This window comes from Burkholderia sp. IMCC1007, from assembly GCF_027257875.1.
GTDB lineage: Bacteria > Pseudomonadota > Gammaproteobacteria > Burkholderiales > Burkholderiaceae > Burkholderia.
Window position 1 is genome coordinate 20700 of sequence record NZ_JAPVQY010000013.1, and the last position, 12674, is coordinate 33373.

The 12674-nt window shown below is 65.1% G+C and carries 10 protein-coding genes; all 10 read right to left on the minus strand.

Annotated features, from left to right (window positions below):
* Positions 1-6: 6 nt before the first annotated feature.
* The 10 genes from O1Q03_RS14505 to O1Q03_RS14550 all read right to left on the minus strand — a co-directional run bounded on the left by O1Q03_RS14505 (position 7) and on the right by O1Q03_RS14550 (position 12485).
* A complete protein-coding gene (locus tag O1Q03_RS14505; protein WP_269504292.1) occupies positions 7-447 on the minus strand; it encodes a GNAT family N-acetyltransferase in 441 nt (146 codons plus the stop codon).
* A 40-nt stretch (positions 448-487) separates the two neighbouring features.
* Positions 488-1447: an alpha/beta hydrolase gene (locus tag O1Q03_RS14510; protein ID WP_269504293.1), complete on the minus strand. Its 960-nt coding sequence runs from the start codon at positions 1445-1447 to the stop codon at positions 488-490.
* 59 nt (positions 1448-1506) lie between these two features.
* Positions 1507-2505 (minus strand): NADP-dependent oxidoreductase, encoded by a 999-nt coding sequence (locus O1Q03_RS14515; protein WP_269504294.1) that lies wholly within the window; start codon positions 2503-2505, stop codon positions 1507-1509.
* Positions 2506-2619: 114 nt separating this feature from the next.
* Positions 2620-3099, minus strand: coding sequence for a PaaI family thioesterase (locus O1Q03_RS14520; RefSeq protein ID WP_269504296.1), 480 nt, complete (start codon positions 3097-3099; stop codon positions 2620-2622).
* The gene (locus O1Q03_RS14525; protein ID WP_269504299.1) at positions 3096-3410 is read right to left on the minus strand and encodes a Dabb family protein; all 315 of its coding nucleotides are present in this window, start codon (positions 3408-3410) and stop codon (positions 3096-3098) included. Before O1Q03_RS14525 ends, O1Q03_RS14520 begins: the two co-directional genes overlap by 4 nt.
* 378 nt (positions 3411-3788) lie before the next feature.
* Positions 3789-4790, minus strand: a complete 1002-nt coding sequence (locus O1Q03_RS14530; RefSeq protein WP_269504300.1) for a DUF3592 domain-containing protein — start codon at positions 4788-4790, stop codon at positions 3789-3791.
* On the minus strand, positions 4790-5863 hold the full coding sequence (locus O1Q03_RS14535; RefSeq protein ID WP_269504301.1) for a formylglycine-generating enzyme family protein: 1074 nt from the start codon (positions 5861-5863) through the stop codon (positions 4790-4792). Before O1Q03_RS14535 ends, O1Q03_RS14530 begins: the two co-directional genes overlap by 1 nt.
* 46 nt (positions 5864-5909) lie before the next feature.
* Entirely contained in the window at positions 5910-8009 is a 2100-nt protein-coding gene (locus O1Q03_RS14540) for a hypothetical protein (protein WP_269504302.1), read from the minus strand.
* A 9-nt stretch (positions 8010-8018) separates the two neighbouring features.
* On the minus strand, positions 8019-10718 hold the full coding sequence (locus O1Q03_RS14545) for a type VI secretion system Vgr family protein (RefSeq protein WP_332112534.1): 2700 nt from the start codon (positions 10716-10718) through the stop codon (positions 8019-8021).
* A 366-nt stretch (positions 10719-11084) separates the two neighbouring features.
* Positions 11085-12485, minus strand: coding sequence for a sensor domain-containing diguanylate cyclase (locus O1Q03_RS14550; RefSeq protein ID WP_269504305.1), 1401 nt, complete (start codon positions 12483-12485; stop codon positions 11085-11087).
* Positions 12486-12674: the final 189 nt, after the last annotated feature.

A 12674-nucleotide genomic window follows, 5' to 3' on the forward strand; every position in this document is an offset into this window, starting at 1 on the left:
GCGGCGCTACGGCGCGCGCGCCATCTCGACGTGCCGCACGCCGACTTCGACGAACGGTTCGCCGACGGCCGCGAAGCCGTGCCGCTCGTAAAACGACACCGCGGCATCCAGCGCGTAGAGCCGCACGACCGGTTCGCCGCGGTGCCGCGCCGCATCGAGCAGCGCGTGCAGCACGGCCGACCCGGTGCCCTGCCCGCGCGCGTCGGCCAGCACCGCGACGCGGCCGATCGTGCCGGACGGCAGCAGCCGCCCGGTGGCGATCGCGCGACGCGCACCGGTCGCCGTGTCGACCCGGTACGCGACCGCATGCAGCGACAGCGGATCCTCGTCGTCGAGCTCCCATTCCGGCGGAATCCGCTGCTCGCGCACGAACACCGCATCGCGGATACGCGCGGCATCGCCGCCCAGCACCGCCCAGTCGCCCGTTTCCACCCAGCCGTCGGTCATCGCTTCCTCCGCGCGGCACCGCACGCCGCCTCAAACGTGATCAAGCGTCGTCGAATGCGGCCCTGAGCGCCGCGACCGCGTCGGCATGCGCGGCCCGTACTTCGGGCACGTAGCCGCCCATCTTGAAGAACTCGTGGATCATTCCCGGATAACAGACCAGCGTGACCGTGTTGCCGGCCGCGCGCAGCTTGTCCGCGTATGCGGCGCCTTCGTCGCTCAGCGGATCGTATTCGGCCGTCGCGATCCATGCCGGCGCGACGCCCGCGAACGACGGCGCATCGCGCTTGCCGTCGAGCGGCGCGAAGCGCCAGTCGTCGCGATCCGACCGGTCGCGGACGTATTGCCCGAAGAACCACTGGATCGTGTCCTGCGTCAGCAGGTAGCCGCTCGCGAGGCGCGCGTGCGATTCGGTGTCCTGGTGGCCCGTCACGCCCGGATAGATCAGCATCTGCAGCGCAAGATCGATACCCGCATCGCGCGCGAGCACCGCGCAGACGGTCGCCAGCGTGCCGCCCGCGCTGTCGCCGCCGACCGCCAGTCGCGCGGCGTCGATGCCGAATGCCGCGGCCTCGCGATGCAGCCAGCGCAAGGCGTCGTCCGCGTCGTTCACCGCGGTCGGGAATTTGTGCTCGGGCGCGAGCCGGTAGTCGACCGACAGCACCGCGCACTGCGCGTCGCGCGCGAACATCCGGCACAGCGCGTCATGCGTATCGATGCTGCCGACCGTGAAGCCGCCGCCGTGGTAGTAGACGAGCGCGGGCAGCGGTTCGGCGAGGCTCGGCTCGACCGGCAGATACAGCCGCGCGCCGATCGTGCGGCCGTCGCGCGTGGGCACGACGCACGCTTCGATCGAATGCATCGGCGCCGGCGCGACGTCGAGGATCGGCGCGCTCTTCTCGTACGCGGCGCGGGCCTGCTGCGGTGTCTGCTGGTGATAGGACGGACGTTTCGCGCGTTCGACCATGTCGAGCACCTGGGCGATCTTCGGATTCAGCGGCATCGGTGAGGACGGCGCTTGGCGCCGTGAACGGACAAGCGTCACATGATGCCACGCGCGGCTCACACGAGTTGCACGAGCTGCTTGCCGAAATTGTGGCCCTTCAAAAGGCCGAGGAACGCGTCCGGCGCGCGCTCGAGCCCGTACGCGATCGTCTCGCGGTAATGCAGCTGCTTCGTCGCGACGAGTTCGCTCAACTCCGCCAGCGCGGGCGGCCATGCGTCGGGATGCTCGAACACGATGAAGCCCTGCATCGTCAGCCGCGAACGCAGGATCAGGCCGGGGTTCGCGAGCGGTGCGGCGGCGCCGTCGTAAGCGGAGATCATTCCGCACACGGCGATGCGGCCGAACGCGTTCATCCGCGCCATCGTCGCGTCGAGCACCGCGCCGCCGACGTTCTCGAAGCAGCCGTCGACGCCGTCCGGCGTCGCGGCGGCCAGGTCGTCCGCGAGCCGGCCGGCCTTGTAGTCGACGCACGCGTCGAAGCCGAGCGTATCGACCACGTAACGGCACTTGTCGGGGCCGCCCGCGATGCCGACCGCGCGGCATCCGGCGCGCTTCGCGAGCTGGCCGACGACGCTGCCGACCGCGCCGCTCGCCGCGCTGACGACGACGGTGTCGCCGGCCTTCGGCGCGATGATCCGGTTCAGCCCGACCCACGCGGTCACGCCCGGCATGCCGGTCACGCCGAGCCATGCGGACAGCGGCACCCGCGACGTATCGACCTTGCGCAGCCCGCTGCCGTTCGACGTGCCGTACTCCTGCCAGCCGAACTGGCCGACCACGTGCTCGCCGACCGCGAAATCCGGATGCCGCGACTCGACCACCTCGCCCGCCGTGCCGCCGATCATCACTTCGTTCAGCGGCTGCGGCTCCGCGTACGACTTCGCGTCGTTCATGCGGCCGCGCATGTACGGATCGAGCGACAGGAAATGGTTGCGCACGCGCAGTTCGCCGTCGGCGAGCGGCGCGAGCGGCGTCTCGACGAGGCGGAAGTCGTCGGCGCTCGCGGCACCTTGCGGGCGCGACACGAGCAGGATCTGGCGGTTGACCGTGTTCATTGCTGCCTCCTTCGTTTTCATTTGCGCGGCGTTGCGGCCGCGGGAGCCCGCGCGCCGATGCCCCAAAACGAAACGGCCCTGCCTGTCACCGGGCAGGGCCGCGCGTGGCAGCGCTTACGCGTCGCTCGGGCCGGGCTGCGCGTCCGGCACCGTGCGCGTGCGTTGCCGCTTGATGTCGCGGCCGACCGCGAGCCGCCGCATGTACTTGAACGTGCCGAGCGCCTTCGCGACGAAGTTGCCGTCGCTGTCGCGCACTTCGCCTTCGCAGTACGCCATCGTCGTCGACCGATGCATCACGCGCCCGTAGGCGCGCAATTCGCCGCGTCCGGGCTGCATGAAGTTCACCTTCATCTCGACCGTGACGACGCCGACGCCGTCATCGGTCAGGCTGCGCGCGGCCATCGCGAGCGCGATGTCCGACAGCGTCATCGTCACGCCGCCATGCGCGATGCTCCACGTGTTCATGTGCCGTTCGTCGAGCGGCAGCACGATCTCGCTCGTGCCGTCCTTCGCGGAGACGAGGCGCACGCCGAGCAGGTCGACGAACGGGCTTTCGATCGACGGACCGTCCGTCGGGGATGCCGCGTCGCTCATCGTGCGCTGTCGGACAGATAGTCGACGCACTGGCGCGATTCGGCCACCGCCACGACGAATTTCTTCACTTCCTGGTGAACCGGGTGCACCTGGTACGCATCGAGCGCGGCCTGGTCCACGAAATCGGACACGAGCACGACGTCGCTGGTCGCATCGAGACCCGGCGTCGCCACGCCGACGTCGAGCTGCAGGATCCCGGGCACGAGATCGCGGCAGCCTTCGAGCTTTTCCTTCAGCTTCAGCGCGTTCTGCGCGCGCGTGCCGCCTTCGGCCGATTCCTTCAGTTTCCACATGACGATATGTCTGATCACTTCCGTTGCTCCTGTTCGTCGGGTTCGCGATGCCGGCTCGCCGCGCGGCCAGCAGGCGATGCGCCCCCGTCATGTCGTTTGTCGGTCTGCACTATTTGCCGGCGGTCGCGGGCGGCCGGCACGACGCCGGCAGGAACCGGATGTCGTCCGACCTTCCAGCGACGATACGCGCTTTTCGCCGCGTCGACATGCGGCGACACGATGCGGCAAATGGCGGCAGGCACCAAGCCTACCAAACTTGGCGGCTCCGATGGGCCGATCGTGCGGCGACCGGCCGGCGTCCGTGCCGGATCGCCGCGGCCGAGCAACGGCGCGCGTTTTGGTTAGAACGGCAGGAACGCGATTTGCAGAGTCATTTCGCCTATCGCGTTGCGTCGCTCAGGGAGCCTTGCGCCTCGTCCCGCGTTGACGCAACGCATCCAGCGCAGTCCAACCGCCAAAGCCCGCGCCGCCTGCGACAAACGGCAATCCGATCGCGCTCAGGATCAGGATCGCCCCCCACTGCTCGCCGAAGCTGCGCACGACCGCGCGGTCGGGATTGCGGGGATCGTAGAGCACGCGAACGGTGTCCCCGGTATTCAGCGTATCGCTGGACGACGAACCCTGCGCGAAAGTGACGATCCGGCCGGTGTCCGTCCTGAACGTGACGATCGCCGAGTACAGGCGGACGGCGCCTCGATCGCTGCGTTTGCGTTCCGCCATCTCCACGATCTGCCCGGTCGTGTGAACGTAATCGCGGATTTCCTTCTGGTTGTGCAGGTAAAGCGCGCCCGCGCCGCCCAGCAGGCCGGTACCCAGCAACAACGGCAATCCGACGACGAGCGCGAGCCCGGCCATCATGCTCATTTCCTCGGATTCAGGTCCGACACCGGTGCTGGATCCGGATTTCGCATCGGGCGCAGGGGCGGCGGCTTGCCCATGTTCAGAAGACGACGAGCGATCGCGCCCGACCAGCACACCGATCCCCGCAAACACGGCACCCAGAATGGTCAGGATTCCTACGCCGAACCACCGCTCGAAAAACCCGGCGAATATCACGCCGTCGGCCGGATGCGCCGGGTCGTAATAGAGCCGGGCCTTGTCGCCCGGATCGGCGCGCGGCGACGTCGTGGCGAGCCGCCCCGTCACCTCGACGGTTTCGCCGCGGGTGGTGACGAACCGATAGACGGTGCGGTAGTGGCCGACGTCGTCGCCGTCGTGTGAAAACCCGACGACGACGGCTTCGGTCTCCGTCATGCGCGAAGTCGCCGAGATCGATGCATAGAACCAGACGGCGGCACTCAGCAGAAGCGCGACACCGACCAGCAAGAACGCGTTCACGCGTCGGCGCGGACCAGCACATGCCACCTCGGCCGTGTACGGATCGTCATGCTCGCTCATCACGGTCCCGCCGGCCCGCCCTGATTCAGCGCGCAACGGAAGCCCAGCTCGACGGCTTTCTTGTCCGGCTGCTCGCCGCGGCGATCGATCACGAGCCGCACGCGGCTGTCCGTCCCGTTACGCACGCTGCGCAACGTGCCCGTTGCCGGGCCGCGCGGGTTCGCCTTCGGGCTGCGGCTGTAGTAGTTCTGGTCGAACCAGTCGTAGGTCCATTCGCGTCCGTAGCCGAACACGTCCGACATGCCGATACTGTTGTCGCCATAGGTACCGACCGGACGGCTGATCGACGGCGTCGGGCTCTTGTCCCGGCCCATGCGCACGATGGTGTCGTCGAGGTCCGTGAGACCGTATTTGCCATCGACGACCGGAACCGCCTTGCTGGGTATCACCCACAGCTCCCCACGCGAGCGCGCCGCGTATTCCCACTGTGCCTCGGTCGGCAAGTCCACCGGCGCGTTCAATTCCTTGCCCAGCCACGTGCAAAAATCGCGGGCCTGCTTCCACGTCACGTCGCCTGCCGGAAAATCGGGGAACCGAAACTGGAACTTGAAAGCCGAGTCGGTCATGATCGGCGGCAAATGATTGGCGCGCGTATAGATGTCGTACTGCGCGTACGTGACCCGGTGCTTGAGAATCGAATAACTGTCGAGCGTCACGTCGTGCGCAGGCGCCGCGCCGTCGTTCGCCGAATAGGGCTGCTTCTCGGCGGATTTCTCGGGGCCGAAGTCGCCCATCAGGAACGTGCCCCCCTTGACGGCCACCCATTCCCTGGCGATGTCGCGACGGAAATCGGCAAGCTCCGTGTCGGTTGGCGCGGGCAACGACCGGAAGTAATCCTGCAGAATCCGGATGGTGTCGTCATGCACCTTTCCAAACGTCCACTGGACGGCCACGCTGATGTGCTCCCACACATCGTGCGGCGGCGACGGCGTCGTAATTTCCCGGATCAGACGCTCCTTGTCCGGCGGTGCATTCGTGTCGCTCGCAGCCATCGCGACAGACGACAGGAGCAACGCGCCGCCGATCACCCACCGCTTCGGTTTTCCCCGCAACGACTTCCGCAAATCACTCATCAATCTCGACCTCACCGTTCATGCATTCTCGTTCAGCGCTGCGCCGTCAGGCCGACATGGTACCGCCGCCAGCCGTCGGCGCGGCATCGAGCCATGCGACGCTCGTCCCGACCTGCATCGCATAGTCATGCGTATTGCTGAACGCGAATCGGTAGCCCGGGGCCGGTTCGTCCCGTTTGCTGCGCTCGATCATGGCCACCTGATCCATCCCGATGAAGCCCCCGATCGTATTGCGGGCAAGCGTCGCATCGGCTCTCTCCGCGAGGTTGGGCGACACGTACTGGTACACGTTGGTCAACTCGTTCGTGATTTGCGCCGACAACAGCACGCGTTCGATCGCTTCCGCCGCTTCGCGTCGAAGGTCGTCCAGATTGCTGCCGATCCGCTGCAGCGCATAGACGATATAGCCTTTCACCTCGGCCAGCCCGTTCAGCAACGTGTCGTTGGCGTTTCGAATGGCCTCGACGAACTTCCTCGGCGACGAGGCGATGTAGGCCGTGAGTTCGTCGGTGAGGTCGCTCAGCGTCCGCCCCAGGTAGTTCGCCATCTCCTCGAGCTTCTTGCCCTTCGCCAGTACGAGCGTATACATCGCCACGAACGTCTTGAAAGCCTGGTCCTCGAAGTACTTGATGTTCTTGTCGCCCGCATAGGCCACCTGCGTCTTGGCCCACCACGCGAATTCCGCGATCTCGATCGCATCGACGAGCGCTTCCACTTCGCCCTTGAGTCCAAGACCGAGGCATGCACCCAGCTTCGCGAGCACGCGGAACTTGCCGCTGTCGTAAGTCACGTGGAAAGCCGCCTGCGCACCGGCACCGGCCTGGCCGCTCCCCGTCGGCTTGACCGACGCGAATTTGTTCCAGGTATCCTTCTTCGCACCGGGGCGCCGCCAGTCGAACGCGCCCTCGATCGACCCTTCCGCCTCGACGCCGGCAAACGCCTTGAGGTCGCCGCCGACATCGCCCTTCACGTCGAACTTGGTCACGTCCATCCGCGGCAGCAGCAACGCGGGCACATTGGGCTTCGCGGGCGAACCTTTGATCTGCTGGACATTGTTGCGCCCGAGCTTGAACTCGAGGCCGGCTTCGGCCAGCAGGCTGCCGCCGCACGACGCTTCCGCACCGCATTTGACGGAAAGGCGAAAGAAACCGAGCTCCGTTTCGGGCGTACTGTCCCACGAAAAACCGCCGCCCTTCTGCTCGGTCGGCGCCGGAATCCACAGCTTCATGCCCTGCTTGGTCGGCAGGTAGAACATCGCCTCGAGTTTCCCCGACGCCAGATTGCCGCCAATCTCGCCCTTGGCCTTTCCCGATACCGCGACTTCCCCGCGCAGGTGCAACGCGTCGTCGAAGGTCTTGAACGACGTCTCCGCCTTGGCGCTCATGCCGGCGCCCGCGAAGAAACGCAGAATCTGCGTGCCCGCGGAGAACTCGGCCATCTCTCCTTCGTGCTCGGTGGTTTTGTACTGCGCCCACTTATTGAACGATTCCGCAAATTCCGGCGCCCATTCGTTCCCCCACGGCGGCGTCTTCCACTCGTGCAGCGAGACCTTGTGAAGCGCCTCCTTCAGTGCGTCGTGAACCTTTTCGTGGTCGATCTTCCGCTTGCCCGTCGCCGGATCCTTGACCAGGAACGACTTCATTTGCGGCTTGTCGGTATCGAGCTTGATCCGCTTGAAGATCGGAACGATGGCCGCCCTGCGCACATAGACGAACTGCTGCGCGGAGAATCGCTCGCCGCCGGATTTCCGCTTGATCAGCGGCATCAGCTCCCAGACGCCGTCCTTGTTGAACGCCGGGGTTTCCGCGAGCGCCTGGTGCACCTTGGCAGTCGCCGCCTCCTCCTTCTTCGCCGCCGCCTTCAGCGCCGCTTCGAGCTGCGGCCGCAATGCCGTGTTGTCTTGCTGCGCGAGCCAGTTCGCGTGAGCGCGCCCGAGCTCCTGCCGTGCGACGATCAGATCCTCCGACAAGCCGTTCATCAGCGAAATTTCGCGCGCGAGCGACTCCACCGATTCGGCCGGGCACACGAGCAACTCGGGCGTGAACGGACGGAAGAAATAGAGCGGCCCCTGTTTGCCTTTCGCGTCGGCGTGACTGTGTTCGTTCGGATTCGATGCGCCGATTCCTGCCAGTGTTTGATCTGCCATTTTTGGTATTCAAGTCGTCATGGTGTCGGGCGCATCTTCGCCTTCATGGAACATCTTCAGCGAATGCGTGCTGGTGCCCGTGAAAACGCGCACCGTTTTCCCTTCCGCATCCGTCACACCGCGCGCGAGCACTTGGCCGCCTTCACCCTCGATTCGATACGGCGCGAACGGCATGATCTTGCCGCTCGTCTCGTCCTTGAGGATGAACTGCTCGTCGTTGACGATGCTCTTCGGCAACGGCGGCGGCTTGCCGTCGTAGCGCGCAGGACCGGAGAACGCATGCTGGGCGCCCTTGATGTCCACGGCCCCCGGCGCGTGGATCTCGATCTTGCCGCCGCTCAGCCGGATATAGGCACCGCCGGACGTCAGCAGAATGTCCTTATCCGCGGTGATCCTGATCGAATCGCTCGTCGACGTGACCTGAATGCCCTTGGCCGCGATCATGTCGATGCCGTCCTGCTGCGCGTGGATCTCCAGCTTGCCCCGCGCCGCGATCAACTTCATGCCGAGCTTGTACGCGAGCAGGCTCACGCGCTCGACCGCATTCATCACGAAGCTCTTGCCGACCGCCACGTTGATGTCCTTGCCGGCCGACATCGTGGTGTGCTCGCCCGCGTGGAGATGCACGCTCGTCGGTGTCGTCACCCCGACGCCCTTGGGCGATGCGAGCAGCAACACCGGCTCGCCGAATCCATTTGCCGACCCGGCGCCGGCCGTCCCCGAACCGCCCGCCCCGCTCCCCTGCGGCGCTTGCGTCGCCGCCGTGAACTGCTTCAGCGATGCGATCGCATCCATGCTGGCGGCACCATGCTGGGTCGCCGTATCCGATGTCGCGCCAAGCAGCTGGCCGGCGGCGGACAACTGGCCGCGCGCCTCGGTCACGTCGAGCTGTTCCCCGCTCGCCCCTGGCCGGCCGAACGTGCTGATATAGAGCCCCTTGTGCGTGCGGATCGCGCCATAGGCGTCCGACGCCAGTTCGAACCCCGTCCCGCGATACGCGCCGCGGTTATTGTCCCGTTGCTCGACCAGATACCCGAGATTCAGTTGCGCCGACGTTTGGGAACTGTACAAGTGCACACGGTTCTGCCCGGACGAATCGTCGAGCACGAGCTGGTTGTATCCCGAGCCCTTGTACTCCTTCGACTTGAAACCGGAAAGCTGCCCTTGGGTATGCCATTGCGGCGTGCTGCTGCCGTTGAAAACCCGGCCGGTCACGAGCGGGCGATCCGGGTCGCCGTCCATATACGTGATGACGACCTCCTGGCCGACGCGCGGCACGAAGATGCCACCCCAGTTCTCGCCGGCATTCGGGTAAGACACGCGCACCCAGCAGGACGCGTTCTCGTCGCCATCGTTCAACCGATCCCAGTGCATGCGCACCTTCACGCGGTTGAACTTGTCGGTATGGATCTCTTCTCCGGCCGGGCCGACGACGGTAGCGGTCTGCGTCGGCATCACCGGTTTCGCGTGCTCGAACGGACTGCGGAACGGCACCGTGCGGCGTTGCGCCTCGAACGTCGCGACGAAAAAGCCCGTGCTTCCGTCATCGGCATCGACCTGCAGGCCCGGCGACGAGCCCGGGTCGAAACGCCCGCGGATCGCGGCCAACTTCGATTGCAGGCTGTGAGGAAACTCGACCGAGCCGGTCGAAACCGGCAGGTTGTTTTCGATCGCCCACTCGACCGCCAGCACGGCGAACTGCCGGTTCTCGCGGGCATCCGCGTCGTGATCCGGATGATCGAACAATTCGAACCAGCGGCCGACATCGACATTGCGCAACGAACCGACGCCATGGAACCGCTTGGCGCGCGATTCGAACTCCTCCATCCGGATTTTCGACAGCGCGTCGCCACGATCCTGCTTCTGGTATGAATACGCACCGGTGTATTCATAAACCTCGGTTTGCAAAGGCAGTTCGCCCTGATCAGGCATCGTGGGAATGTCGGTGACTTTCCGCTCCCGCGGCGACTTGTAGTCGAACGTGCTGGTCGCGATCGATGCGCTCTGCAGCATTCGGGTCGCGGTCCATTGAACGAGCGCGTTCGTTTCGCTATTTGCGCCGGCGTGATAAAACGGCACCGTTTCAGGCGCAAGGGGCTCGAATGCGTAGAGATCGTCGGTCACGACGAGCGTGTGCGATTTACCGTCCTCCGCCTGCTCGAAGAAACCATACCAGCCTTCGATTTCCATCAGGCGGTGCACGAAATTCCAGTCGTCCTCGTACTGCACGCAAAACGACCTGATTTGCGCCGGGCGGCTCAATGCAAAACGGAAAGCGCCGGCCGCCTGCGGATGCCGGTTGAATACCTGGCTGATGATCTCGTCGACCGCCGTTTCCTGCCAGATACGTGCATCCTTGCGGAAGCGCAGGAAATGCAGCCAGGACGCGAATTCCAGTTGATAGCTGGTCAACCCCCCATCGGAACCGAGTCGCCGCGCGGTATGCACGTAACCGTGCACTGCCCGATAAGACTTGTCGGACTGCTGCAACCAGAGCGTCACCGGCTGCGCAATCAGGCTCTTGAGTTCGATCGATTCGTTCAGGGACGCCACATCGACCGTAAATCCGTAATCGCGCCCGGCCCTGCTTTGCCCGACCATACGCTGCACCAGCAGTGCGTTGTCACCCAGCGGCGTATCAATCTTGACCAGTCTCTCCCTTTGAAGCAATCCGGATCGCATCTGGTCGATAATGCCCGCAGCCCCCATTTTATTTTTAACTCCATTCCGTTAGCACCTGAGTGGCGCGAACGGATTTTAATGCAGGGTACAGACATCAGTAAATTTCGTCTGACGTTATTTCACTCGATTTTCTAAATTCGCAATATTCGGGCGAAGTTTTCAATTTTTGAAAACAGTAACAATTACCCGACTCAGAACAATTTATCCCGCACATCTCGTGTAACGGAAAAATTTGCGCATCTCGATCGATCCGCATCCCGGAGCACGTCGTCGACCCGTATCAATCGAAATCGCGTGAAATCGCCGTGCATTCACGCGTCGGGCGCCACGGGAATATGGACGAATTCGGTAGCGGCCACCCGTCCGCGCGACCAGGCGATCACGGCTATGCCGTCACCGCGACACGACCCGGTTGCGTCCGTCCCGCTTCGCCTGATACAAGCGCTCGTCGACCGCCCGCAGCAACGCATCGACCGTGCTGCCGTCGACGCCGTACTGCGCAACGCCGACGCTGACCGTCACCTGCACGCGCTTGAAATCCAGCCCGAACGGCGAGCTCGAGATCGACGAGCGGACACGCTCGGCCGTCATGCGCGCGCCTTCGAGCGGCATCTCCGGCAACAGCGCCATGAACTCCTCGCCGCCCACGCGCGCGAGCGCCCCCGCCGGACGAATCGCCTCGAGACACTGGCGCACGACGCCGCGCAGCACTTCGTCGCCGATCTGGTGCCCGTATGCGCCGTTGATGTTCTTGAAATTGTCGAGATCGAGCGCGAGCAGGCAGAACGGCGTGCCGTCGCGTTCCGCGCGCACGATCTCGCGCTCGACCTGCGCGATGAACTGGCGACGGTTCGACGCGCCCGTCATCGGATCGGTGGCGGCCATGTATTCGAGCTTCTGGTTCGTGCGCCGCAATTCCTGCAGCGCGCTCTCGGTGCGCGCCATCGACTCCGACAGCCGGCTCATCAGGTCTTCCTGGCTGTAGATCGCGGAGAACGAACGCGTCGTCTGCAGCGCCTGCACGACGCCGTAGCTGAGCAGGAAGAACCCGCCCGCGAAGATGGCATGCGCGAGCCACCACATGTGATTCCACGGCTTGCCGAGGATGAACGCGAGCGACGACAGCGCGAACGCCATGATCGACACGCCGTAGATCACCATCAGCGGCGAACGGATACGCCGCGCGAGGAGCACGCCGACGTTCAACAGGGAAAACACGAGCGCGCCGCCTTCCATCGACATCCGCGTCCCGAGCGCGCCGGCGATGGGCGAATACGCGAGGTACGCGACCGCCACGTCGACGATCAGGAAGAACGCGATCCACGGCAGCCACGTGCGTGCGCGCGTGCGCTTCTCGATGCGGTCGGGCGGCTCGGAATACGACAGCAGGCCGGTCAGCAGCAGGATCGACATCACCAGCCGCGACGCGGGCCCGTACAGCAGGAACAGCCAGATGTGGTGGTGCGCCATCCCGGTGAACGCGCCGTGCAACGCGTAGATCATCGCGAAGCCGAGGAAGCCGAGCGTGAGCCAGCGCAGCAGCGGCTCGCCGGACGACCGGTAGCAGACCCATGTCACATAGGTGACGAACGCGCCCTCGAGGGTCGCGGCCGCGATCGCGAGCTCATGGAATACATGGCTCTCGAACACGACGTGCGGGTCGCTGAAAACCCACAGATAGACGATCAGATAGGCCGGCAGCAACGCAAATCCGATCAGCAGGCATTTTGCGTAGAGCCTCGCGGCCGCGCTCACGACGCGCGGCGGTTCCCCGGTGGCATAGGTCGCACTCAATTTGGTCCCCGTTCGGTCTGCCTGCGTGGTTCGAACGTCCACGGCGCCGGAAACGCACGATGCATCTGCGCCGGCTGCCGGGAACGTGTCGCGTACGTCGGAGCGACGCACGCGAGGGCCCATCCCGCCGAAAGACAAATGACAGAGCAAGTATAGGGCCCGCAATTCGTTTGACAAGTAAGGGGAAAC